Consider the following 25,937-nt stretch of genomic DNA (forward strand, 5'->3'; position numbering starts at 1 on the left):
TAGAAATAAATATCCGCTGCTATTTCGTTGTAAAGTCAGTTTCACTCAAGAAGTTTTTCATTTCATGTGTAAGCTCTTCAATCTCTCGCCGTTCGATCGGTACATTGTCTGGAAGTATCTGTTTAAATACTGAAGCATAACTAGATTCAATAAAACGAGGATCTAAAACAATAAAGACCCCTTTATCCTGATTTGAGCGAATCAATCTGCCAAATCCCTGTTTCATTCTTAGTACCGCTCTGGGCAAAGTATCTTCTACAAACGGGTTTTGTCGAGCCGCTGTCATTTCCATATGCCGCCTTTTTACGGAAGGAAGTTCTGGAGAATCAAATGGCAAGCGAGTTACGATGACAACTTTTAATGCATCTCCGGGCAAATCGATTCCTTCCCAGAAGGTATCAGCTCCCAGCAGCACAGCGCTTGTGTTCTTCTTGAATTGCTTCAATAATTTCGATTTTGTCCCAGAAACGTTTTGAGCTAACACTAGTTTTTCTTTCATGGAAGGATGCTTCTGCACGACTCGATAGACGCGCTGCAAAGTATCCATTGAACGAAAAAGGATCAGCGTATTAGCAGATACTCCTGCGGTTAGCGAAACAACAGCATCAGCCAGATACTCAACGTAGGCTTCTGTTGCAGCAGACTGGATGTCCACCAGTGTGTTCGGTGCATAGACTCTGACTTGATTTGGATAATCAAATGTCGTCTCTAAACTAAGCAGCTCTAAATGTTCTAGTTGAAGCTGGTTTTGGAAAAAATCGATAGACTGATTATAAGAAAGCGTACTGCTGGTAAACAATGTATGCGTCCACTGTTTAAGGAGTTCTAATATCTGCTTTTTGACCGAAGAACTGGATCTGTTAAACCTCAACGTCCCTGACGGATTTTTTGAAAAGTAACTGACCCAGGCATAATCTTTAGATTCCTGCTGTGAGAAAACTTGTTTCAACAACAGCGCACGTTCTGCGAGTTCCGCCAGTAAATCATTGAACTGCAAAAGATTATAACGCTCAATACTGGTAAGCCTTTTGTCATCCTTTAAACCTGCTTCTATAATATGATTCCCAATATAGATCACTTCAAAAACCAGCCGTGTTAGTTCTTTTAATGTCCTTTTTGCGGCCAATGGCAATTGAGATAATTCAATAGGAACTTCTTTCCACTTCATGACTCTGGTCAGATCGGCTTCTCTAATTGAAAGTTCCATCAGCCATTGTTCAATAAATTCCTGCCATTCTGATTCAAAAACTTGTTTATTGGATTCAACTGCTTCTAATTGATAGGACTTAATGATCGACCTATCTGCCAAATGATGAAGCGTCTCGATAATAGAAGCTTCTTTCTCGATCGTCCCAAACTGCTTAAATATTGCTGAAAATGCTTGAAAACTGATGGAGTCGGTTGAAGCATCCTGGATAATATCTGGGAAAAAATGCGCTTCATCAACGACAACCTTACTTGCATGAGCAAAAACCGGTTGATCTTTTTTTAGATCATGAACTAAATAAGCATGATTCGTGACTAATATAGCAGCTTCGTTAATTTGTTTTTCCAGTCTTGTGTAAAAATCAAACGGCCGCCATTGATCAATTGTCCGAACTGGTAAGTCGGTTAACCCAGTGCGAATTTCAGACCAAAAATCGTGACTACTGTTTCCGCCGATCCCCAACTCGTCTAGATCTCCTGTTTGTGTTTCAGTCAACCAGACTAAGATTCGCATACTGAACAGAGCTTCTATATCATCAGTACTGATATTAGAGAGCTTTTGATGGAATTGAGCTAATGATAGATAATGCTGTTTTCCTTTGATGGATACTGCATTTATCTCAAATGGGACTAGTTTAGCCAATTTATCTAAAGTTTCTTCTATAATCTGTCTTTGCAGTACTGTCGTTTTTGTACTGATAACGACTGGGTCTTCTGGTTTTGCCAAGAAAATCAAAGGCAGCAAATAGCCAAATGATTTTCCGGATCCAGGTGGAGCCTCAATAGCTAGACCTTTTTCGGGTAAATTATCTTTAAAATACTGATAAACAGCATCCATCATTGTTTCTTGTGTCGTTCTAACTAAGTAATGATCATTCAAAAGCATCTGCTTTTCCTTAGAGTCTTCAGGATAGGTGACAGACCCCTTTTCAGAAACTTTTGATCGCACTTCTGGATTCTTCAAAGCAATTCCTTCTACAATTATCAGCGACTCATCTAAATCGGTTGGATTCATTTTCATATCCTCTAAAGCATGTTGAAAGAATAGATAGGTTTCAGCAATACAATAATCAGAAAGTTTTGTTAATGTCTCAACCGTAGTCAATGGCAGAGTGTGCAGTTTATCATCCAGCTGGTTCAGTAAAAATGCAGTAGCTTCAGCATCAAAAAGCGCATTATGCGGTCTATCCAAGTCATATCCCAGCCATTCCGCAATATCCTGCAATGCAAAACTGTTCGCAGAAGGAAAAAGGACTTGTGACAATTCCACTGTATCAATAGCAGGAATCGTCAATTTAGGAAGACCGACTCTTGCAAATTCCTCATTCAAAAACTGAAAATCAAAGCCCACATTATGGGCAACAAATATCGTATCTTCCAGCATAGAATGAAACAAAGGTGCCAGATCCTCAAAAAGAGGTGCACCATGCAAGTCACTTGGAGAGATCCCAGTCAATTCTTGTATTCTCTTAGGTAATCCTTTTAAAGGATTCACAAATGTATCAAAAGATTCTAAAATTTTCCCGTTTTCTAGTAAAATACAGGCAAATTGTATCATCCGGTCAGTTCCGATACTGCCGCCTGTCGACTCAATGTCTACAATGGCATAAACTTGATCTTTTTTCATAATAACCTCCTCTCTATAGATATAGGCATTTTTACTTTACTCATTGATTAACTGATGTTCCTTTATCCAAGTAATAATAGCTTTCTGGTCATTTTCTAACTGTTCATATACGACCGCTTTTTCTATTTGATCCAGTACATCACCTAACCATTTACCCGGCTTCTTATCCGATAGCTTCATCAGTTCATTCCCCGTTAAAGCCAAGTCTTTTTTTGAATAAATCGGCAACTGCTCATAAACTTCCTTTACCTGATTGATATCTGAAGCATAACCTAAAATATTTAGTATCTTTTCTGTTTCAATAGAAAGTTCTTTACCGACTGTATAAACTGTCCATTTTTCGATCTCCTGTTCAGTTCTTTGACGAACGGTTTCATTAACAGTTAAGATTTCCTGGATCAGCTTGTTAGACAGCTTCCAAGATCGTAGAAACGTACGAGCTTCTGATAGCGGTACACGAGCCAGCAGCAGACAGGTACTCCACACTTGCCGTTCAGTTTCAAAGGGTTCATCTAATGATGCTATCTGTTCCAAAGCAGCTTTATCCATACCAGGACAGTATTTGTATAATCCTGTCTTTATGAAATGCTTGAGTCCTTTATAGCGATAGTTTCCAAGCATCATTTTGATAAATTCGATCTGGATTCGTTCAATTGCAATATGCTGCAGCAGCGGAGCATGATTTTTTAGAGCTTCAGTTGTTTTTTCTTCTATTGAGAAGCCGAGCTGTGAAGCAAATCTGGCAGCTCGCATCATTCGAAGTGCATCTTCTTGGAATCGCTCATCCGCCGTGCCGACTGCTTTGATCAGCCGATTTTCAAGATCTTCTTGACCTTTGAAATAGTCATGGATGTCACCATTCCGACTTAAAGCAAGAGCGTTGATAGTAAAATCTCTTCTCTTTAAATCTTCTTTTAATGAGCGCACAAAAGTAACCGAATCTGGACGTCTGAAATCTTGATACGCAGATTCGGTCCTGAATGTAGTGATTTCGTAAGACTGTCCGTCTAAAAGCACCATGACTGTGCCATGTTCGATTCCTACATCGATTGTCTTTGGAAAAATTTCTTTCACTTCACTGGGAAAGGCGCTAGTTGCAATATCCACGTCATTGACTGCTTTGCCAAGCAGAACATCTCGCACACTTCCGCCTACAAAGTAAGCCTCGTATCCAGCAGCGATCAGCTTATCTAAAACGGGAGCAGCAGCTTGGAATGGTTTATTTAAAAGTATCTTGTTTTCCATGGTTGATAGGCAGCGCACAGCTGATTGTTGAGCGTGTCTTACCTGTTCTCTCCTTTTTTAACACCTAAAGCTCGTCTCATTCTTTTCGTTCGAATCGATCTCGATCTCTAGTGTTGAATTTCTCCATAACGATTGAAAAAGCTTCGGACAAATCGATGTCCAGTGAATTGGCCAGGCTGATGATGACAAATAGAACATCTCCTAATTCTTCTTCAACGGCTTTTTCGCCTTCTTCTTTTTTCTTCGGCTTTTCACCGTGATGATGATTAATTTCCCGTGCGAGCTCTCCGACTTCTTCGGTCAATCTAGCCATCTGTCCTAGCGGTGAGAAATAACCAGTTTTGAATTGGGAAATGTAATCGTCGACCGACCGCTGCATCTCTTTCATATCTGTCATAGTTGTATGCCTCACTTCAAATTATGTAAAAAAAGCAAGAGTGACAGAGTACATCACGAGTGTTGTACTCTGACTCTCCAACTCCAATTATTGTACTTATTATTGTGCTTAAGAGTGCGGCAAACCGTCACTCAATTGGTCTTCAAGTGCTTTCAGTTCGTTTGTTAATTCAAAGAAACGGACTTTATTGTCCGCTTCCAAAGCTTCATCAATTTCTCTGGTGACTTCATTCTTTCTTTCCTGAAGTTGGAACTGATCAATCGCCGTGTTCACTTCCTGGCTTAACTCCTGAGAAATAGAATCATTCCAGCTCGCAAATGGATTATCTTCTAAAACAGATACGTATTCTGAAGACATCCAAGCATCAGAAAATATGAGCTCTATATATAAATCAGTATGCCAATTCAGCCGAACCTCATGGAAAGCTTGTTCGGGATTGTCAAAAGCGTGTCCATCTTTATAAAATTTGAACGCTTCAGTATCTGTTCCAACCGCTGACATCCGAATACCTCTTGGAGTTTTCTCTACACTTTCAACAAACTTGGCTTTATTCAAAACAATATCATGATTCAGCAGATAATTTAAAATCCACATGGATTCTCGACGTTTCATCTGGTATCGTTGCAGAAACCATTTCAGAAACTGCTTTTTCTCTTTCAACTGCACTCGATCGTTCATCTGAGATCCCTCCTCAAGTAAAGTCTCCTATAAAATCAAGTACCCCTCTATATGATTATAACAAAAATCACTCGAAATCTAAGTCTTCATTGTTTAAAATTTCTTGAATTTCCAAATCATCGTTTCGAATCTCAAGATATTGTCTGCCGATTTGTCTTGAAGCTTCTAACTGACCTTCTTCTCTTAAAAAGAAAAAATACTGTTTCAAGAACTCTGGATTAGTGTCAAAATACGGATAAGCTTTTTGATAAGCTTTACCAGCTGCATCAAATTCTTCTAATTCGTTTTGAGCAATGGCCAGATTCCAGTAAAATTGAGGATCTGCATCCAATTCTGTTAATGCTTGCTGTATCCAATCAACCGTTTCTTCATAGCGTTCTTGATACAACAAGAAGTTTGTATACTGCAATGATATGGTTTCATTCTCCGGATCCAATGCTAACGCGCTTTGGTAATACGATTCAGCTTTGTCTTCCTGTTCTCTTTTGATTTCTACTTCTGCTCCAATCAGATAAAGCTGATAATTGGTCTTATCCTGAAGCAGTCCTTCTTCCACAACTTCTGCTGCTTTTTCCAATTGATTTTCTTCGTCCAGTCCTTTAGCAAGGTATGGATAAACCGAAGTATACGAATGGTCCATTTCTTTTACTTTAAAGAAGCTTTCATTTGACCGCTGAAACTCTTTTTTCTGAAAGTAAGTGAATCCCAATTGGAATAATGTATCGACCTGATCGTCCACTTCTACCGCTTCTTCTAAATAGCCAATTGCATTTTCCCAGTCACCGAGGGCACTATAAGCACTGCCTAGTCGAGTGACTAAGTGGATACCTGCCATTGTTTCTTCGCCATTCGTAAGCAGCTCCTCGTATTCACGTATCGCTTGAGCATACTTCCCCATTGTAAAGTGTAATTCAGCTAAGGCAAATAATATGACTGGTTCCTTTTCTAATATTGATTGTGCTTCTAACAACTTCTGTTCTGAGACTTCCGGCAGGTCCAGCGTTTGATAATAATCAGCTGACACCAGCAGTGCCTGCGGATATACAGGACTATCTTTCTGGATGGCTTGCAGCCAGTCGATTGCTTCAAGCTCATTCCCTTCTTCTATTGCGATTTCCGCCATATTCACTCTTATCTCGTCGTCATCCGTCTGACTTAATAAATAAGTTAATACTTTTTTGGTCTCTTCATGAAACCCTAACTGGTAAAGCGTGTCGCTTAATTGATAAAGATCGTCCAATGAATCATTTTCAATGGATGCACTCAAATAGTGCTCCGCCTCTGTTAGCTGTTCATTTTGCAGAGCATCGATCATTTTTTGAGCATAAGACATTTACGCTCCTCCTCGTCTAGATCCGTTCTTCAATATATTGTGCTTTCGGATTAAATACTCACACATCTTATCACATTAGGACTGGTTCGTCATGCATGCTTTTTATTTTTAATCTTTTCAGAGAAAAAGCGCCTTTAAAAAGACGCTTAACCGGCTATTCTGAATCTTCTGTTTGATTGACCACTTCTGTCTCTAAACCATTTGATTGATGATACGTTTGAATTGTTAATGCAGCTTTAAAGGCCATAGACTGACCCGCTTCATAAAAAACAGATTGAATATCTGTTAGTTGCTGCAGCGCGTATAAGTCTGTAATCAACTGGTTCAATTGAGCAACTTCATTATATTCAAGTTCCAACTGATACGTTGCAATAGCTGTATTTTCAATTGACTCAACAGTATTACTCGACACCGCTTCTGTATTTGTCAGTAATACGATTTCCATCTGATGTTGATCAGCGAGTTCTTTTAACTTTGCCATCCATGCACTTGGATCACTGGATACTGGAATTGTCTCATGAAGTACTTCTAAATTTGTTTCTAATGATTGCTGAGAAGCTTCCATACCTTCGATCTTTTCAAGCAGTTCCTGCTGATCAGACAAAATTCTAGACGAGCCCGCTTCAGCTTCCTGCGCAGGAGAAATCATAAGCTGCTGAGCGTAATAGAAACCGCCGAGCAGGACAGCGAGCGCCAGAATCAAAATCAGAATGGATTCTCTCGTCCACTTAAAGTTCATTTGATTCTTCCTCTCTTAAAGCTGCTTCGCTTAACCGAATGCTGATCTCTGATAGATAAACATCGCCAGCTTCTGTCGGCTTTGTCAGTGACATTAATCTAGCTGAAGAAACGTAATCGATTCCGTTCAAGGCTTCAATCAGTTCAGTGATTTCATTATAAGACAAGTTTTGCAGCGCGATAATCAGCTCAAATTCACTAGTAAAGTTAAACGCTGTTATGTGTTCGGAGCTATCTGGCAAATACCTATGGATATCTTCAATAAGATAAGGTATGCTATGTCGATTCTCCTGTATTTGCTGCTGGATCAACTCTGCCTCAGTAATTTGAGTTTGAAGCAATTCTAATTGCCTTGCTTCCTGTACTTCTGACAGTTGGCTTTCAATCTGCTGCATATTGCTTTGATCTTTTAAAGCATAATACTGATTGGCACCAAACAGATAGACCAGCAGAATGACTGAAAAGACAACAAATCCAGTTAGTATGACGTACGGCAGTTGATTAACCTGCTTTTTTTCAAAAAAGTTAATATTAATCATGAACTGTACTTGCCTCCTCCACTGGCTGCTTTTCTGCTTTAACAGATTGCTGTTTGCGTTTTGAGATCTTTTTTGGCTTTGCTTTTGGCTCTTTTGATTGCAAACCGTATAGAGGTGCAAAAGTTTGAGCTGTCTGTTCCGGCAAAATTAATTGAACAATTGCCAGATCAATTCTCTCCGCTAGTTTTTGATAGAGAGTTTCTAAGTCTGGATAACTTCCGGATAACAAGATCTGAGTAACCATGGTCTCGCCATTCATAACGGAGTATTTATAAAAGTCTAAAAATCGTTCAATTGCGTTGATCTGGTCTTCCAGCACTATAGACAATTCTTGTTCTGTTCCTGTCCACTTCCACTGCCCAGCTTTACTCTGTTCCCAGCTTTGAGCTACTCTTGGGAAATTTGTGTGCCGATTAAATTGAGGGACATCCTTATGAAAAACAGTCATTGAGCTATCAAAAGGATGCCACTGAATCATCAGTGTATGCTTATCAGGAGAAAGATATTCAGCCTGCAAAGTCTTAAATGTACGATATACACTCAAGTAGGAAAAATCAGCCACTACCGGCTGCAATTGAGCATCTTCTAAAAGCTTTTGAAAAGCTGCGATCTGATCCTTAGGATAAGCCGTCAGTAAAATCGTCTGGTGCTCCTCTGAGCGATCAATTACTTGAAAATCCACTTTAGGAGAATCGAAAGGAAGACGAATCGATCCATTGATATGGAGATCCAAATAAGCTTTTATCTCTGTTTCATCCAGTTGAATCGGAATTTTTTCTTTTCTGATCATCGTAAAGTAATCTGGTAAGATAAAATAAGTTTTAGCTTTTTTCAGTTTTTTCTCCTGAATCAAAAGCTCCAAACGCTTTTGAACCAGCGTTTCATTCGTCAATCTGCCTTCGATCAGTACAGGAAGATCTAAAACGAGCTGTTCTTGTTCCAACACTTGATTTTTCTGTCTATCATAAATCATATAGAGTATGCTGTTGTCTCTGAATTGTATAAAAAGCTCTGGTTTAGTATTGAATAACATGATTTTCCTCCATTTAGTGAACGAACCTTAACGATAAAACGACCAGTACCACTCAAGAATCGATGGACCGAAAAATAAAACAGTCAGCGCGGCAGCCCCAATATAAGGACCGAATGGGACCTTTGTTTTACGAGTCACTTTTCCTCCGGCCAATAATAAGCCATTGATCAATGCACCGTAAATCGTTGATAAGAAAAACAACAAGAAAAAAAGCGGCCACCCGAATAGAAAGCCAAAAAGCATAAAGTATTTTAAATCCCCCATGCCCATTCCGCCTTTTGTTCCAAAGATAATAACAGCTAGCAGAAGAAAAGCCAGTCCAGCTCCAATTAAAGAAGAAAGCCAGTCAGTACCTGGAATGAAACATTTCAATATGAATAAGATGGGTAAAAAAATCAGTAACAGTTTATTTGGAATCTTTTGATACGCTATGTCTGAAACGGTTATGATCATAATCATGGAAACCACCACTAAACTGAAAGCCGTTTGAATCGTCAACCCGAATATCATATAAGAGACGACGAATAATATACCAGTAAGCAGTTCGATCATTGGGTAGATAAAAGAAATAGACTCTCCGCACCCTCTGCACTTTCCTTTTTGAGCTGCAAAAGAATAAACCGGAATCAATTCTTTCCAACTCAAGGTACGCTGACAAGTATAGCAGTAAGACTGCTTCTCCTTTAAAAATGTACCGTTCGGAACTCTTAGCCCGACAACATTATAAAAAGACCCTAAAACGATTCCGTATATAAAAAAGATGACCCCAATAAACCATTCCATTTTATTTCTCCTATGTAGAGAAAGGTCAGATAGACCTTTCTTAAAATTTCATAATTAGTTTTAACTATATTTCAATTATTTCCACTTAATATTATCTCTCGGTATAAAGTAGTGTTATTTTATATCGTAATTAATTTCACCTGTAGTAGCATCTTTTAAAACTTCTACTTTTTGATCTTTTTTAATTTTAGAATCGTCTGACAACCCTTCTAAGTAACCATCTTTAATCAAATCAGAAATTAAAACACCGCCTTCAGGAATATCTTTTTCTACATCATAAAGTCTTGCTGCATCAATAACTAATTGTTCTTCTGAAGATTCAGCACTTTTTTTAGCAGTATCCATAATGTTTCCAATTGCAGGAACGGCAATAGCCACAATAATCGCTAAGATTGCCAATACCGCAAGCAACTCAACTAAGGTAAATCCGTTTTCTTTTTTCATCATTTTTTTGATTTGGTTTCTCATGTTTTTCTTCCTCCTAGTATAATAGCTGTTTCGTTTTATATGCACGATTGCATATGAACTTTGGTATTGCCTCTGATAATCCTTATACTTATTCCCCCTTTCAAGAAATTGATCCTAAAATGTCTCAAAAAGCGAGAACATTGGGATGATGATGGAAAGAACGATGGCTCCAACAATTGCTGCCAAGAATACGATCAAAATCGGTTCGATCAGTGACTGCAGTTTGTCGGAAGCCTCTTCAAGTTCTTGGTCATAAACTTCTGCGACTTTATGCAGCATTTCATCCAAAGCCCCACTCGATTCGCCTACATTGATCATTTGTGTAATCAGATCTGGAAACATCCAGTGATTTTTCATTGGTGCTGCTAGAGACTCACCTCGTTCTAGAGATTGTTTGCTTTCTTGAAGCACCTTTTTTACGACTCGATTGTTCATTACGTTCGTTGTGATGTCGACCGCTTGCAGGATAGGGACTGAACTATTCAAAAGCGAGCTTAATGTCTGTGTCATCCTGGCTAGAATCGATTTCTGGATAAACATACCAACTACTGGAATTCTCAGCAGCACTCCATCGATTAGAAAGGAAGTCTGCTCTCGTTTCCTAAGTTCTTTGAACAGATAGTAAAGTAAGAATACAGCGATCAGAATCATCCACCAGAATTGCTGAACGACTTGGCTGAGATTTAACACCATTTGAGTGTAAGCAGGCAGTTCTTCGCCAAAACTGGTAAACATGTCTGCGAAAATCGGGACAATGAAGACCAGCAAAAAAACCGTTATTAGTATGGCCATGGTTCCTACAACAGCCGGATAAGTCAAAGCAGTAGACACTTTTTGTTTTAAGCGATGCTGTTTCTCATAATAATTCGCCATATTTTTCAACACATCATCCAGACGGCCACTAGCTTCTCCTGACTTGATCATGTTAATTAATAATTCCGGGAAAATAGCCGGATATTTAGACATAGCATCTGAAAGTGCAATTCCTTCTCTTACTTGCAATGCAATCGTCTCCAAAGCATCTTTGAGATACTTATTATCCAGCTGGTTGGACAAAATTTCTAATGCATCGAGTAACAAGATCCCTGACTCGATCAAAGTAGAGAATTGGCGCAGAAACAAAACAAAATCTTTTGATTTTACTGGTTTTCCTATATAAATATCTTTATATAGAGCGGTATTCAAGGTGTTTAGCTGAAAAACGATCAAACTCAGCTGCTCTAATTCTAAGACAGCTTCTCTTTCATTGGGACTTTCGATTTTACCCTTTACGATTTTGCCTTCCGTATTTCTAGCCTTGTAGGCATACATTGTCATAGCTTGAAGTCACCTGCTTTCCCTTAGACAGTCGTGTACGGAATCAATTCAACAGCATTGATGATGCCGTCTTGAGCTTTTTGTTTCATATCCATTTCCATCGTGTGCATGCCCTGATCTCTGGAAGTCTGCAGTGTATTTGGGATTTGATGCATTTTTTCACTGCGGATCAAGTTTTTAATTGCTGCATTATTGATCAGCATTTCTGTACAAGCGACACGTCCTGTTCCTTTTGCTTTAGGGAACAGTCTCTGCGACAGAATGCCCACTAAAATATTGGCCAGCAACGTTCTGGTTTGATCTCTTTGATGCGAAGGAAACACATCGATAATTCGGTCAATCGTACTAGCCGCATCTTGCGTATGCAAGGTTCCTAACACTAAGTGCCCAGTCTCAGCTGCAGTGATCGCTGTAGAGATCGTTTCTAGATCTCTTAGTTCTCCCACTAAAATGACATCAGGATCTTGTCTTAAGCTGGCTCTCAATCCATCTTTAAACGAGAGTGTATCGAATCCGATTTCTCTTTGGACAATGATCGACTGATTATGCGAATGCAGGTATTCGATTGGATCCTCAAGTGTAATAATATGCCGATTCATATTCTGATTCATGTAATCAATCATAGCAGCTAGCGAGGTGCTCTTACCGCTTCCTGTCGGTCCTGTGACCAAAATCAGTCCATGAGGATTTTTTGCAATATCCTTTAAAATATTCGGCAGCTCCAGATCATCTAAAGAAGGAATATTTTTCGAGATTATTCTGAAGGCAATGGATAAAGCATTTCTCTGGTAAAAAACGTTGACTCGGAATCGGGAAATGCCATTGACTCCATATGATAAATCCACTTCTCTTTTTCGTTCTAGTTCTTCCCATAACGGTTCAGATAAAATCGATTGTACAATTTCTCTTAATTCGTCCGGCATCAGTACTTTCTCTGTTTTTTGCGGAATCAGTTTCCCGTCAATTCTAAAAACGGGTTCTGATCCAGCGGTCAGATGAATGTCGGATGCCTCTTTGTAATAAGCAGACGTTAATAATGCATGTAAATTTTCCACAGTATCCCTCATGTTCTCAATTAATCAGCTGTAGCAACTCTTAGTACTTCTTCAATCGTTGTATATCCTTTTTCGACCTTATTTAAACCATCATCTATCAAGAATGGAATTCCTTTTTCTTTTACATACGCTTTAATGTCTTGAACGGTTGAATGATTCATCATCATTTTTTTCACTTCTGAGTCCATGACAATTAATTCGTGGATAGCCATTCTTCCTCGGTAACCTGTAAATCGGCAGCGACTGCAGCCTCTTCCTAACGTTAATTCGTCAATGGTTTTACCGCGTTTTTCAAAAATTTCTTTTTCTATCTGAGTAGCAGGTCTTGTATGCTGACAGTCTTTACATACTTTTTTTACTAAACGCTGTGCCATAATTCCTGATAAGGAGGAAACAACTAGATAAGGTTCAATTCCCATATCGAATAATCTGGGAATTGCTTCGATCGCACTATTCGTATGCAAAGTACTGAAAACCAAGTGACCGGTCAGTGACGCTCGAATACTGATATCAGCCGTTTCTCTATCTCTAATCTCACCAACCATGATGATATTCGGATCTTGTCTCAAAATCGAACGTAATCCAGCAGCAAAGGTTAACCCGATAGGTGCGTTAACTTGAACTTGGTTGATGCCTTCCAGCTGATACTCAACCGGATCTTCAACCGTGACAATGTTGACATTGGCATTGTTCAACTCATTGATAGAACCATAAAGCGTTGTAGATTTTCCTGAACCTGTAGGACCAGTAATCAGTATCAACCCAGACGGTTCTTTAATGATTTTTTCGTACTGTTCCAGCGTCTGATCTGATAAGTCTAAATCTGTTAGTTTCTTTAATACATTCGTCAAGTCTAGTATCCGCATAACGATTTTTTCACCATAAACCGTAGGTAAAGTAGAGATTCTAAGGTTGATGGCCTTATCCATGATCGTCATACTGATTCGCCCATCTTGCGGCAGTCGACTCTCTGTAATATTTAACCCAGCAAGAATTTTGATTCTTGCAATCAGGGAATTCATTGCCGACTTTGGTAAAGACCGTTCGTTTCTAAGCGTACCATCTACTCGGTAACGCACATTGACTAGAGTCTCAGTCTGATCCAAATGAATATCGGACGCGTGCATGGTAACGCCAGCTTCTAATATCTGGTCAAGGATTTTTACAGCAGAAGCACTATAATCTTCAGAAGCTATATCACTAGTCTCATCATTGTCATATAGGTGATTAATGGTTTGTAAAATATCGTCTCTAGTTGCGATAACCGGTTTTACAGTAAATCCAGTGGATAGCTCAAGATCTTCAATCGCGTAAAAGTCTAGTGGATCTTGCATTGCAACAACTAATCGATGACCCTCTTGCTTGATGGGCAGCAACACATTATCGCGAGCAAACTCTTTGGAAATCAATTCAATCAAGTCAATATCGATAGGATATTGATATAAAGAAATACTCTCCAGCTTTAATTGAATTTCTAATACATCCAGTAATTCTTTTTCTGTAATGTAGTCTTGTTCAACCAAAGCATCCCCGAGCTTCTGATTCGGCTTTTTATGTTCAATCGCCTCTACGATTTCGGCCTCAGTGATCAGTCCAGCATCTTTCAGTAGATCTCCGAGTTTTTTTCTTTTTTGAATCACCATTTTCTCACTCCAATCTGTTACTTAATCGTTGACTTCAATTGACGGATCTCCCGTAATAAGATCAATATTTTGATCGCTATTATCAGTGTCTAGCTCAATTTCAAAATCAGTAGGAAGATTTAGATATTCTAAACTTGCTCCACCATCCATTTTTAAGGTTTCACCAACTAAAGAACCCGTAACTTTAGCGCCACTATCTAAACTAACATTTGCATATGGAGCCATTACAAATGCATTAGAATAAGTACCACCATCAAAGCTTACATTTTTCCCTCCACTGATTACTATTCCGTCAACTTTAGCACCTCCTGTGAGAGTAAGATCAGATTTTAAATTAAACAATGTCCCTTTTAAAGATTGTCCACCTGACATTTTTAAAGGATTATCTCCCTTATAAAAGATTTTAAGTTGATCTACTGTTCCATTCATATTGACTTGTGTCCCAGCCCCAAATGTTAGTCTGTTTTTCACATGTATTGAAACTTTCCCGGAACCTATGATGTTTAATATACCGTTCGAAATGTCTAAATTGTTGACACTGATGATTATATCCCGTCCATTTGTATCAATATTTAAAGGATATTCATTAGTGAAAGTAATATTTTTAAAAGAAACATTTTGTTCCAAAAGTAAATTATCAAAGTGGGTTTTTACTAAATCATCAGTAACATAAAGATTTCCGTTCTCTATAAGGTTATGATGATCTTTATTATAAGGATCATTAGGTGCTTGATAAATAGTTATATCCGAGGGTACTGAGTAATCTTTAAATTCTGGAAAATTCGCGATGGTTCTATCTAGCTGATTCCAATCAAACTCTAGGTTAGATACTTTAGGGTATGGTCCCTCACTGTCAACTTTATACCATTGATTTGGAAGTGTAGCCATTTCAGAAAAAACAGCTTCTGGTTTAAGATACAATGAACTTTTCTTATAGTTACCCCAACCCAAATTTATGGTTTTAGGATTAACAGTTTCTAGGTAAAGGTCTCCTATAATATTTCCACTTAAAATATCCATTTTGCTTTTTATAAGAGCAACGGCATTGTCAGGAAAATCTGGTAGTGTGCCACCACTGTTCTTGTTCTTATATTCAACTGTAAAAATTTTACTGATTTCTCTAGTCGCTTGACCGATTTTTCCAGTAGAGATCAGCTTATACTCTCTGGGATTACCACCGGTTGTCGTTTCAATTTTAATTTCAGCTTTTGGATTCTCACCAAATTGACTTTTGAAATCATTAACAGATGCACCACTTTTTGAGTTCAAAAAAGAATTAATTGTTGTAAAATAGGCTTCTTGATCATCGTTCAGCTCGTATGCATCTTTGACAGCTGTTTTTATTTCTTCATAAGCCTGATTCAGTCCAGCCTCCGCCACATAATAAGCAGATACGTAGTTTCTGTTATTCGCTGTCGATCTGTAACTGCCGATTGTTACGGTCGCTAACGCTGCTCCAAGCACCGACAAAACCATTAATACCATCAAAGTCAAGACAAGTCCTGAACCATTTTCTTGTTTAATGATCCTTTTAAATGATCGTTTGCTGTTCAACTGACTTACCTCCTGAAATAGATCGTCGTTGAGAGTTCTGTGGCTTCTGAATTTGAATCAGCAGTGCTGGTTATTTTTATCTCTACTGAATCTTGATTGACTGTCGCTTCAAACGTTTTAATTTTGTCACTGAGCACTAAGGAATCTTTAAACAAAGTAGTCCCATTTCGAGATTTATAATATGTTGAACTTCCTGTCACCAGTTTATCTTTATCTTTTTTTACTTCTTCTGGTTTTGTTTGACGAATATCTTTTTCAATAGAAGCCAAGATGTACCGAACATCATTGACTGTTTCTACTTGAGCTGTCTGTTCAGCGAATTGTTTTTGACCAAATAAGTGAATTGAACCGGCTAATAAAATGACTAATGACAAAATCGCCAATACTGCTAATAACTCTACTAACGTAAAGCCCTTCTCTGATTCCTTCAACCTACGGAGCATCAGGGTTCCCCCTTTTAAGAGAAAGAACTGTTTCTAGTTGAATTTCTGTTTTTCCATCGCGTTTTCCAATTAATAAATAATGTACCATTTCCGAAGCCGACGCATTGGTGTTGTCTTCTCCTATGATTTCCAGAGTGAAATTTACTCCATTTAAAGTTCTCGAAAGGGAAGTTTTTTTAGGATCAGCGGTTTCAGTATAGCCGTACTCATCTCTTAATTTATTAAGCACTTCTTCCCTGGTCTGATCTTGAGAAATAGAGTAAAGGTTTTCCATCTCCTGTTGCGCCAGATAAGTTGCATCAATGACCTCTTCAGATGACTTTGTAGTTTGTGCTGATTGAATAAAATAAGCTAGAAAAGAAGTTACAACAAGTGAAAGAATGGCAATCGCTGCTATTAGTTCAATCAGCGCAGCTCCATCCTCTTTTTTAAAAAACCGTCTCTGGTGCAAAATCCTCTTCAGTTTCATCGGATTCTCCTTCATATAATGAAGCAACACGATTGCGACCTTTTTGTTTAGATCCAACGTACATTGCTCTGTCAGCCATCGTCATCAAATCTTTCACATTTTCGCATTGTTCTGGATAGGTCGCAAATCCTATACTAGCAGTAATATTTAGAGTTACTAATTCACGATCAGCCAGATAGTTGTGCGTATTAAAATCAGTTTCCTCAATCTTTTTTCGAATGCTTTCAGCTAAGGCAAGTGTTTCTAATAATTTCAGATTCGGAACGAAAAAGATAAATTCTTCTCCCCCATATCTAGCTAATCGCTCATCTTCATAAACAAAAGTGTTTAATAGAATAGCCACTTGCTTCAGCAGTTCGTTTCCTGCTTGGTGTCCATAAGTATCGTTAATCTTTTTAAAATGATCCAAATCTATGATAATAATAGATAAATTTGATTCTGGTTTGGATTGATGTGTTAAATTTAAATAATCTTCAAATGAACGCATATTGGATAAGCCTGTAAGATGGTCGGTACGGCTATTAGTCTGCAACTCTTCAAAATTATTTGCGTTTTCCAGGGCTATATTAAAGTAACTGTGGAGAATCGGTACCATTGTCATGATATTTTTTGTGTATACATGTCTTTTTGGATCCGTCATTACTAAAAGACCGATCACTTTATGTGCACGTTTCACTGGTAAGACCAGCATACTCTCTGCAGGGTAGATCAGTTCGGGTAATAAAAGTTGAGCCCGCTCTTTAGCAGTGCCGAAAGATAGAATCTCATCTTCTCTCCAAGCTTTTTCCAAAACTGTATGATTGGTTAAAGGATCAGTTAGTTTATTCTCTTTGACAGGCAGTCGATCATGATACTGATATATTTTTGTCAGCATCTGTTTTTCATCTACTGAATAATAATAAATCGTATCTGCAGGAAAGATATCGACCCAGGAATCCAGATACAAACTGATAATTTCTTCCTGTGTATATATTCCAGTCATTTTACCTGCTAGTTTATTGATTTCAGCAAGGTAAAAATTTTGAGAATCACTTAAAAAATAGAGTTTAAATAAAACGGAGAAAGCAATTAAAGGTAAAGTTGCAATCACTATACCCGGTACATCATAAAGGACATGTAAATAATTGATCGTTAAAGCTATAGGTATCACATAAACGCAGGAAAATATAGAAAAGAAGTACTCGTAACCGAACAGCTTTCCATAGTCTTTTTTCTGCCATTTCGTTTCTACTAAGTAAAGAATAACTCTATTCAGCGTGACATATGTAATGAAGTAAATCGTTAAAGACGTCAAGCTGATTTGAAATCCCCAGATTGATACAAACCTATCTTCTACTAGATAATAAGCGAGTGCGGAAAGAACGGATGTCATTTGAAACATCAATAGATTAATGGGAATACGATAAAGTTCTTCTTTTGACACCTTGATTCTTATAAGAATCGCTAAGGTAGCTACAACCGTTACTGTCATTTCAGCAAATAATCCGAAAATAATAAACGCTGCTAAGCTGACACTATTTATTAGAAAAATCGTAGCACCCTTAAAATTTATAGGAAATAGGGCTACAACGACACCTAAAATGATCAATACGTAGAAAGCTAGATTAGAAAATAGTTCTATTTCAGCAGTCTCATTAAAAGTCAGTAAGAAAAGCAGCGGAGAAATAATGGTCCATACGAACCAAGTCACATACTGTTTTTTTATGGATAACATTTTTCTCCTACTTTCTAGATGATATGATTTTTTTAGCAGAACATCTTCTTTTGTAAGTCTATCTTTATTAAATATTGATGTCAATATAATATAATTATCCATTCGTAAATCGTTAAAATATTGATAATTAATCATTGTGGTTATAAGATAACAATTGTCTATCTTTATTTAAATAACACTTCATCTTGTTAACCCGGTGCTAATTAGAGAGCGTTTATTTATTAAAAAGAAATGTGAATTTTCATACTATTTTTCGTCACAAATTACTAAAAAAAGACCAGCGAAAAATTACTAATCAGATAAAGTCTTTTCGAATCATCTGATTAGTAAGTTCAGTTGGTCTTTCGGTCTATTCAAGCGATTTTTGCTGGAATCTCTTCAGGTCTTAACGGCTTGCTGAAAAGATAGCCTTGGCCGTAGGAGCAGTCATTTTCTTTTAAAAATTCAGCTTGTCCTTCTGTTTCGATTCCTTCAGCTACAATATGGAATTTCAGGCTTTTCCCCATCTGAATCATTGTTTTAACCAATGAAGCAGTATTTACCTTGGTCATAATACCGTCAATAAAAGATTTATCGATTTTTACAATATCTATAAAAACATTATTTAATACACTTAAAGAAGAATACCCTGTACCAAAGTCATCAATAGCAACTTGTACACCGAGATCATGGAGCTCTTTAATAACTCGGTTGGATTGTTCTGCATTCTGCATTACACTCTCTGTAATCTCAATAATAAAATATTTGGCCTCCATATTATGATGCAGCAGCGTTTGTCGGATTCTTTCTACAAAAAACGGATCCTCATACTGTAAAGCAGAAACATTAACTGCAACTTGTAACAGGATTCCAGCATTATGCCAGATTTTGTTCTGCCGTATCGCTTCATAAACAACCCAATATCCGATGTCACTGATAATACCAGATTCTTCTGCAATAGGAATGAATTCTCCTGGAGAAACTTCTCCTAAAAGCGGATGCTTCCAGCGAATCAGTGCTTCTGTTGCATATGATTTTCCTGTACTTAAATCTACTTTCGGTTGATACACTAGATAGAGTTCATTTCTAGTTAAAGCTTCTTTTAATCCAAATTCAATTCTTCTTTTTCGTTCAATCGAAGCTGCGTCATCTGTCATAAAGACATGATAATTATTTTTCCCAGTCTCTTTTACCTTATACATAGCAATTTCTGCCTGCTGGTAGAGCGCTAAAATATCCTGAGCCGTTTCTGGATAAAGACTGATTCCCATGCTGATCGTGAGATAAAATAATTGATTGTCAATATTTAATGGCTTTTTGAAGATACTCATGATTTTCTCGGCAATTAGTTTTGTTCGTTTTTCATTTGCCGTTTCTAGTAATATCAAAAATTCGTCTTCACTTTCTCTGGCTATAAACGTCTGCTCTCCAAGGAGAAGCTGCAGTTTTTCTGCAACCATCTCCAGAACTTTGTCTCCAGATTCTCTTCCGTATAATTCATTAATAACTTTGAATCGGTCAATATCCAATACAATGACAGACATTTCTTTTTCTTCAAGCTGTACTTGTTCTCTGAAATGACGATAAAACATTTTCCGATTCGGCAAACTGGTCAATTGATCATAATAGCTGTTTTCGCGGATTTTCTGCTCTTCCAGCTTTCGATGGGTCACATTGACAGCTGTTCCAACAAATTTAAGAATTTGACCATCTAAATCATTCACCACGTTGACGTATGTTTCAAGCCACATGACATTTCCTTCACCGTCGAGAATTCTGAATTCTTGTGGTTTGCCTTTGCGGTATTCCAGTTCATCTACAAATTCCAAGAAAGCAGGCAGATCCTCTGGATATATACACTCTTTCCAAAGGTTCAACAATGATGGATACTTTTTTTCATCATACTTCAACACTTTGCAAACACCCTGAGATGCAGAAAGGCTTTTTTTATCTTTATCCATTTCCCAAACAAAGGAAGTATCTGTATCGAAGACCGATTCAAAGTTTTCCTTTTCTTTTGAAATGTTTACAAGTTCAATTGTTTTTTCATTCAATTTTCCTCTGAAGTAAAACAATACACTTACTAACGAAAGGGCTAAGATGACAAGCCAACTATAATAGACTATTTCATTTACAACAGGGATCGCAAGATATATTGATAATGTAGACATTGTGCTTCATACTCCTTTGTGGCTTTCTAATAGAAGAAAGCTTGCTGACGTTGTTAAAACTAACTTATTCTTTAGCAATAGAGCTCAAGCTCTCCTTATAGTTGCTGAATAAGACAACTTTTTCTAAAGTTCGAATATGCTTATTAATAGATTTCACTTCTGTAAAGAGGTGTTCAATGTCTTCATTTGTTGTCACGATCGTTGCAGACAACTCTTCTATGGTTGATGCATTTTCTTCAGAAGAAACGGAAAGGTTGTTCATGATATCAATCATTTCTTCTGTTTTTCCTTTCATTTTTCTTTCTGTTTCGGAGACTTGTCCAATAACTTCTTCCACTTTACTGAACGCAATTGAAAGAAAATCGAATTGTTCGTTTGTATTTTCCAAGTTCTGCTGCTGTTTTGTAGTAATATCCTGAACGTTCTCTACAGCGTTTACTGCACCTTTTGTCTGTGTCATCAAGTTTAGGATGACTTCGGCAATCTCTTCATTAAAAGTTCTAGATTGTTCGGCCAGTTTTCGAATTTCTTCAGCAACAACTGCGAATCCTTTTCCTTCTTCGCCTGCTCTAGCCGCTTCAATAGACGCATTTAATGCCAATAGATCCGTTTGTTCAGAGATGCTGGCAATCTGACTGCTGGCATTTTCGATTTTATCTACTGAATCTGAAGTCAAACGAATCATCTTTTCAATCTCTGTAATTGATTTAATGCTTTCATGAGTACTATTCGTCAGTGACAGTAGATTTTTCAAGCTTGAATTTTTAAGCTCACTGGCGTGTGTTGTTTCATTCGTCAATGCTGCGATATGGTCAGCATGATCTTTCAGTAATTTACCTAATCTTGAGATATTTTCTGCGCCGCTTTCAGTGTGTTCTGCCTGTGCCGTTGTAGACGTCGCAATGTCGTCAATGGCACTTACAATTTCTTGAGAGGCATTTACAATGGAAGAGCTTGTATCATGCAACACTGAAGAGCCATCTTGAAGATTTTTTACAGTTAATTTAGAGGTTGAAATAATTTTCTCTAACTCAGCAGACTGACCAGCAAGTGAAAGGTTGAAATTTGTAATGACTTTCTTACCATGCCAGATAATCAAATAACCCAGTGAACCTACTACAAGATAAAAGAAAACGAAAGCGCTTAGCGTAGAAACTCCATCCTCTGAATTCCACTGTAAGATTGTCAGAATAATCAATTCAATCAAGCCAATGGATGCCGGAACGATGAAGTATTGACGATCTAAATAAATCGTATAGAGCACTAAACAAACGACTAGTGCAAAATAAGCTGTTACGTAAGAAATCGTTGTATAAAGGATGATTGGGAGCAGATAAATCAGTATCATGGTTAGTATCGGGTAATATGTCTTTAATCTTACCCCTTTATGTACGACGAAGAGTAATACTGCAACAACTAAACTTGAAGCTATGTAAATCCATATAGAATTTTGCCCTAACACTGATTCTGGTTGATAAAAATAAAAGAACGGATAAGTGACCAGCACTAAACCTATAATAAAATATGTAATGATATCTGTTACATTTGCATTAAACAACTGTTTAACTGAAATGTCTTTTGACTTTTCCATAAAATAACCTCCTATAATTCTACTACAACTCATATTATCGGAATGACTAGTCACCTTTTAATAGATAACTAGATTTTTTTAATAGAAATAAATGTAAAGAGATTTATTTTATGAAAGTGTACAGACCATAAGCATGTTAATCTAGGACGAATCTGTACCGATCAAAATTAGTTATATATAACTACTCTTATTCTATGCCATTTCAATATTTACTTGGGATATCAAAAAGGAAAGGTTTATGGCGGAGCAATTACCGGAGTCTTTTCGGAATGTTTGTAGCAAGATAAAAGTACATAGTATATATAAACTTCTTGCAATATACACTATTTGGACTCTTTTGCTCCTCTAGTTAATATAATGAGCCTCTTATTCTTGCTACTCGATCTCTATTACTCCTCCAGTTGATAGAATAAGCCTCTTATTCTTGCTACTTGATCTCTCTTGCTGCTCCAGTTGATAGAATGAGGCACTTATTTTTGCTACTTAATCTCTCTTGCTCTTCCAGTTCATAGAATGAGGCACTTATTTTTGCTACTCGATCTCTTTTGCTGCTCCAGTTGATAGAATAAGCCTCTTATTTTTGCTACTTAATCTCTCTTGCTGCTCCAGTTGATAGAATAAGCCTCTTATTCTTGCTAGTCGACCTCTCTTACTCCTCCAGTTCATAGAATGAGCCTCTTATTTTTGCTACTTGATCTCTCTTGCTCCTCCAGTTGATAAAATAAAAGGTCTTGTCAGTACGAGTATTTAAATCCGACTTCATTTTATGTCTCAAGACGGACACCTCTGTCATTCGCTAATAATTCCTATTAACAACCCTAAAGTAGACTTTCCGACCATGCCACGCCGGGCGCACAAAAAAAGCCAAAAAGCGTAAGCTTTTTGACTCTCTTCTATAAAACGTATTGTTCACCCATCCGTGAACTAAGTAAAAGCATTGTATGGCTTTTGCTTCGGTCCTTTGTTAAAATTCCTGACTCCATTTCGATCACTCGCGAGGGCATTTTATCCACTAGTGACTGATCATGTGTCGCCATAACGACTGTGGTGCCGGTTTGATTGATTTTATGGAGCAACTTCAGTATCTGGTAAGCGTTCGCTGGATCAAGATTACCAGTGGGCTCATCTGCTAACAGTATCACAGGTTCATGGACGATTGCTCTGGCAATAGCAATTCGCTGCTGTTCTCCACCAGAGCACTGCTTAGGATATTCAAAAATTTTATGCTTCAATCCCACTACGTCCAATGCATGGATCACTTTGTCGCTGATTTCTTCTTTTGGAACACCAGTGACTTCCAGCACATAGGCAATATTCTCAAAAACCGTCAGGTAAGACAACAGCTGAAAGTCTTGAAAAACTACACCGATTTTGCGTCGCAAAGTATGAAGCTTTTTGCTCTTTGTAGTATGGACTGGGACATCAGCAACATAGATCTGACCAGAAACAACCTTTTCCTGTCCATATAAGGTTTTAAGCAAGGTACTTTTGCCAGATCCGCTTTTCCCTTTTAAGTAAACAAACTCTCCTTCTTCTATTTCAAGAGAGACTTGCTGTAATGCTTTGGTACCATCTTTAAATACTTTGGAAACTTTATTTAAAGAGATCATTTCATCACCATGGTCCTTTTATGTTCGTTTCTAGGGAGTTCCCTATCTAGAGGTTAACTGAATTGATTAATTAATGATTGTATTTCGTCGGTACTTCTAGTGACTTGGGCATTTAGGGAATAGGCCCGTTGAGTCATGATCATGTCTGTAAAAGACTGTGCCAAGTCGACATTCGATTCTTCATAAACGCCTGACATAAACGTTCCAAATGCAGCTGGATTATCAATAGAATTGGTCAATGTTGCTTGTTGTTCCGGGCTGACCATAAAGTTGTTATCGCCGGTCGGAATCAAGGCTTGCGGATTTTCAACTGTATAGAGTGGAATTCTGCCAACCTGAACATCTCCCTCAGTCGTTTTGACCAATAAGTTTCCCTCACTGCTAACAGTCAATTCACCTTCCGGCCAAGCTTCTCTAGGAACAGTCAGATCTGCATTCACTAACTGTCCGCGTCTATTAACCAGTCGGTTTCCTTCATCTAAAGTAAACTGCCCGTCTTTTGTCAGTACTAGATTTCCAGCATTGTCTGTAACGCCGAAAAAGCCCTCTCCATTAACAGTCAGTGATAGATTATCAGCTGATTCAATCAAGGAACCAGTAGAAAAGTCAGTACCATTAACTGAACTCTGTACACCGCGGTTTAATCCAGCAGCATTCACTTCCGCAGATAAAAGTGTGTCTTGTTCGGTAATGTCATTCACTAGCAGCTCTCTGAAACTGACATTTTTTTGTTTGAACCCAGCAGTATTGACATTCGCAATATTATGCGCAAGGGCATCTAATTTCTGCTGCTGAGCTTTCATTCCGCTTTTACTGATACTGTAAGGAATTCTCATTCTATCTGCTCCTATACTCTTCCGATTTCTTGTGTTGCTCTACGTAAGGTTTCATCTGTTGTCCGCAGCATTTTCTGATTTGCTTCGAATTCTCTGGAAATCTGCATCATATCCGACATAACGTCGACCATATCGACATTTGACTGCTCGACATATCCTTGACGAGCCGAGAATCCCGTACCTACAGGTGTTCCATTTTCTCCTTGGTACAGCGTGTCACCAACGTGTGTCAGATCAGCTTGATTTTCAAAGCTTGTAATGTATAAAAATTGCTGCGCATCTTGTCCTGACTGAACAAATCCATTTTGATCAATTGTAAAGTTTGTAGAATCAACGGTAATCGGTGCAGTTCCCCCGCCGGGTAGGATCCCTAACACATTATATCCTTCTTGTGTAACCAGTTCATTCTGGTCATTTACAGAAAAATTACCGTTTCTTGTATAAAAAGTTTCACCTGCTGGACTTTGCACCGTGAAAAATCCATCTCCACTTAATGCAACATCAGTCTGACTATTAGTTCCTTGAATTGCACCGCTCTCAAGATTGAGATAGGCTTCATCAAGTTGATTTCCGAAAACGATTTGTCCTGTTTCTCTTCTGAGATTCAGCTCAGGACCATTAGTATAATTATGTACATCGACTTCTTCCATCGCACTGGTCACTAGCTTTTGTGCTCTATACCCAGGCGTTGTCACATTTGCCGCGTTGGAAGCAAGGTTTTTTTGTTTTTCAGATAATACATTGAAGCTTCTGGATAATGTATCGATTCCTCTAATCATTTGCGTAGTCACTCTCCAAAATGGTTCTAAGTTTAAGTAAAGTTTTCCCATGAATCTGCGAGACTCTTGGAATACTTATATCAAATATATAGGAAATTTCTTTCATGCTCAAACGCTCAACGTAAATGAGCTGCAAAATCTGTTGTTCTCTTTCTGCCAGTTTTGTAATGGCTTTTGAAAGATATCCAGACTGTTCCTTTTTTAAAATAGATTCATCCATTGAAAGTGAATCCTGATCATCAATCGCGTCCATCATGGTTACTTCATTATCAGAGTCAACATTTATCACTTCATCTAATGAAACATAAGCAAGATGATGAACGGTATCATGAATTCCTTCCAGGTCTTTTTTCGTTAACCCGAGTTTGCTGCAGATCTCTTTTTCTGTCGGTGTCCGTTTCAATTCCACTTCCAGTTCTTCTTTAGCTTTGTAGTATGCATTCAGCTTAGACATTCTGGAGCGAGGGACTCTTGATGTTTTACGAACTTCGTCGATTATTGCCCCTTTGATTCGAATATAAGCATAATTTTCAAAAGGAACTTTCTGCGTTTCATCATATCGATTCAACGCATCCATCAGACCAATCACACCAATATTTACCATATCTTCATGGTCATAGTCCCTGTTCTTTACATTGATTGAATGAACGACTTTATGAACAAGCGGCATATACTGCATGATTGTCTGATTACGATCTTCTACTTGCATACGAACGACTCCCTTTCTTT

23 protein-coding genes are annotated in these 25,937 nt (G+C 37.9%); all 23 read right to left on the minus strand.

Annotation, left to right across the window (positions count from 1 at the left end; translation table 11 throughout):
- Nucleotides 1-19: 19 nt before the first annotated feature.
- Nucleotides 20-2,833: a helicase C-terminal domain-containing protein gene (locus tag B6F02_RS06570; protein ID WP_080146565.1), complete on the minus strand. Its 2,814-nt coding sequence runs from the start codon at nucleotides 2,831-2,833 to the stop codon at nucleotides 20-22.
- A gap of 36 nt (nucleotides 2,834-2,869) precedes the next feature.
- Nucleotides 2,870-4,078, minus strand: coding sequence for a CCA tRNA nucleotidyltransferase (locus tag B6F02_RS06575; protein WP_080147394.1), 1,209 nt, complete (start codon nucleotides 4,076-4,078; stop codon nucleotides 2,870-2,872).
- A 76-nt stretch (nucleotides 4,079-4,154) separates the two neighbouring features.
- On the minus strand, nucleotides 4,155-4,475 hold the full coding sequence (locus B6F02_RS06580) for a nucleotide pyrophosphohydrolase (protein WP_080146566.1): 321 nt from the start codon (nucleotides 4,473-4,475) through the stop codon (nucleotides 4,155-4,157).
- Between the two features lie 108 nt (nucleotides 4,476-4,583).
- Nucleotides 4,584-5,153 carry a ReoY family proteolytic degradation factor gene (locus B6F02_RS06585; protein ID WP_080146567.1) on the minus strand — a complete coding sequence of 190 codons (570 nt, stop codon included), beginning with the start codon at nucleotides 5,151-5,153 and terminating at the stop codon, nucleotides 4,584-4,586.
- A gap of 67 nt (nucleotides 5,154-5,220) precedes the next feature.
- Nucleotides 5,221-6,486, minus strand: coding sequence for a tetratricopeptide repeat protein (locus B6F02_RS06590; protein WP_080146568.1), 1,266 nt, complete (start codon nucleotides 6,484-6,486; stop codon nucleotides 5,221-5,223).
- 154 nt (nucleotides 6,487-6,640) lie between these two features.
- A complete protein-coding gene (locus B6F02_RS06595) occupies nucleotides 6,641-7,225 on the minus strand; it encodes a hypothetical protein (protein WP_080146569.1) in 585 nt (194 codons plus the stop codon).
- Nucleotides 7,215-7,763, minus strand: coding sequence for a PilN domain-containing protein (locus B6F02_RS06600; protein WP_080146570.1), 549 nt, complete (start codon nucleotides 7,761-7,763; stop codon nucleotides 7,215-7,217). The genes B6F02_RS06595 and B6F02_RS06600 overlap by 11 nt, the downstream gene beginning before the upstream one ends.
- The gene (gene pilM / locus B6F02_RS06605; protein ID WP_080146571.1) at nucleotides 7,756-8,796 is read right to left on the minus strand and encodes a type IV pilus biogenesis protein PilM; all 1,041 of its coding nucleotides are present in this window, start codon (nucleotides 8,794-8,796) and stop codon (nucleotides 7,756-7,758) included. The genes B6F02_RS06600 and pilM overlap by 8 nt, the downstream gene beginning before the upstream one ends.
- A gap of 27 nt (nucleotides 8,797-8,823) precedes the next feature.
- Nucleotides 8,824-9,579: a prepilin peptidase gene (locus B6F02_RS06610; RefSeq protein ID WP_080146572.1), complete on the minus strand. Its 756-nt coding sequence runs from the start codon at nucleotides 9,577-9,579 to the stop codon at nucleotides 8,824-8,826.
- A 114-nt stretch (nucleotides 9,580-9,693) separates the two neighbouring features.
- Nucleotides 9,694-10,047: a prepilin-type N-terminal cleavage/methylation domain-containing protein gene (locus B6F02_RS06615; protein ID WP_080146573.1), complete on the minus strand. Its 354-nt coding sequence runs from the start codon at nucleotides 10,045-10,047 to the stop codon at nucleotides 9,694-9,696.
- A gap of 114 nt (nucleotides 10,048-10,161) precedes the next feature.
- Entirely contained in the window at nucleotides 10,162-11,364 is a 1,203-nt protein-coding gene (locus B6F02_RS06620; RefSeq protein WP_080146574.1) for a type II secretion system F family protein, read from the minus strand.
- Between the two features lie 23 nt (nucleotides 11,365-11,387).
- Nucleotides 11,388-12,419 carry a type IV pilus twitching motility protein PilT gene (locus B6F02_RS06625; protein ID WP_218672169.1) on the minus strand — a complete coding sequence of 344 codons (1,032 nt, stop codon included), beginning with the start codon at nucleotides 12,417-12,419 and terminating at the stop codon, nucleotides 11,388-11,390.
- Between the two features lie 20 nt (nucleotides 12,420-12,439).
- The gene (locus tag B6F02_RS06630) at nucleotides 12,440-14,062 is read right to left on the minus strand and encodes a GspE/PulE family protein (protein WP_080146576.1); all 1,623 of its coding nucleotides are present in this window, start codon (nucleotides 14,060-14,062) and stop codon (nucleotides 12,440-12,442) included.
- Nucleotides 14,063-14,083: 21 nt separating this feature from the next.
- Nucleotides 14,084-15,616 carry a pilus assembly PilX N-terminal domain-containing protein gene (locus B6F02_RS06635; protein WP_080146577.1) on the minus strand — a complete coding sequence of 511 codons (1,533 nt, stop codon included), beginning with the start codon at nucleotides 15,614-15,616 and terminating at the stop codon, nucleotides 14,084-14,086.
- 5 nt (nucleotides 15,617-15,621) lie between these two features.
- On the minus strand, nucleotides 15,622-16,059 hold the full coding sequence (locus B6F02_RS06640) for a prepilin-type N-terminal cleavage/methylation domain-containing protein (protein WP_080146578.1): 438 nt from the start codon (nucleotides 16,057-16,059) through the stop codon (nucleotides 15,622-15,624).
- Nucleotides 16,049-16,528: a type IV pilus modification PilV family protein gene (locus B6F02_RS06645; RefSeq protein ID WP_080146579.1), complete on the minus strand. Its 480-nt coding sequence runs from the start codon at nucleotides 16,526-16,528 to the stop codon at nucleotides 16,049-16,051. The genes B6F02_RS06640 and B6F02_RS06645 overlap by 11 nt, the downstream gene beginning before the upstream one ends.
- The gene (locus tag B6F02_RS06650) at nucleotides 16,488-18,242 is read right to left on the minus strand and encodes a GGDEF domain-containing protein (RefSeq protein ID WP_179128537.1); all 1,755 of its coding nucleotides are present in this window, start codon (nucleotides 18,240-18,242) and stop codon (nucleotides 16,488-16,490) included. Before B6F02_RS06650 ends, B6F02_RS06645 begins: the two co-directional genes overlap by 41 nt.
- Nucleotides 18,243-18,595: 353 nt before the next feature.
- The gene (locus B6F02_RS06655) at nucleotides 18,596-20,392 is read right to left on the minus strand and encodes a putative bifunctional diguanylate cyclase/phosphodiesterase (RefSeq protein WP_080146581.1); all 1,797 of its coding nucleotides are present in this window, start codon (nucleotides 20,390-20,392) and stop codon (nucleotides 18,596-18,598) included.
- Between the two features lie 64 nt (nucleotides 20,393-20,456).
- Entirely contained in the window at nucleotides 20,457-21,983 is a 1,527-nt protein-coding gene (locus tag B6F02_RS06660; protein WP_179128538.1) for a methyl-accepting chemotaxis protein, read from the minus strand.
- Nucleotides 21,984-22,876: 893 nt separating this feature from the next.
- A complete protein-coding gene (gene ftsE / locus B6F02_RS06665; RefSeq protein WP_080146583.1) occupies nucleotides 22,877-23,593 on the minus strand; it encodes a cell division ATP-binding protein FtsE in 717 nt (238 codons plus the stop codon).
- 53 nt (nucleotides 23,594-23,646) lie between these two features.
- Nucleotides 23,647-24,429, minus strand: a complete 783-nt coding sequence (locus B6F02_RS06670) for a flagellar hook-basal body protein (RefSeq protein WP_080146584.1) — start codon at nucleotides 24,427-24,429, stop codon at nucleotides 23,647-23,649.
- An 11-nt stretch (nucleotides 24,430-24,440) separates the two neighbouring features.
- Nucleotides 24,441-25,220, minus strand: a complete 780-nt coding sequence (locus tag B6F02_RS06675) for a flagellar hook-basal body complex protein (protein WP_218672170.1) — start codon at nucleotides 25,218-25,220, stop codon at nucleotides 24,441-24,443.
- A complete protein-coding gene (locus B6F02_RS06680; RefSeq protein WP_080146586.1) occupies nucleotides 25,201-25,917 on the minus strand; it encodes a sigma-70 family RNA polymerase sigma factor in 717 nt (238 codons plus the stop codon). The genes B6F02_RS06675 and B6F02_RS06680 overlap by 20 nt, the downstream gene beginning before the upstream one ends.
- Nucleotides 25,918-25,937 lie beyond the last annotated feature (20 nt).

This window comes from Marinilactibacillus piezotolerans (assembly GCF_900169305.1).
Taxonomy (GTDB): Bacteria; Bacillota; Bacilli; order Lactobacillales; family Carnobacteriaceae_A; genus Marinilactibacillus; species Marinilactibacillus piezotolerans_A.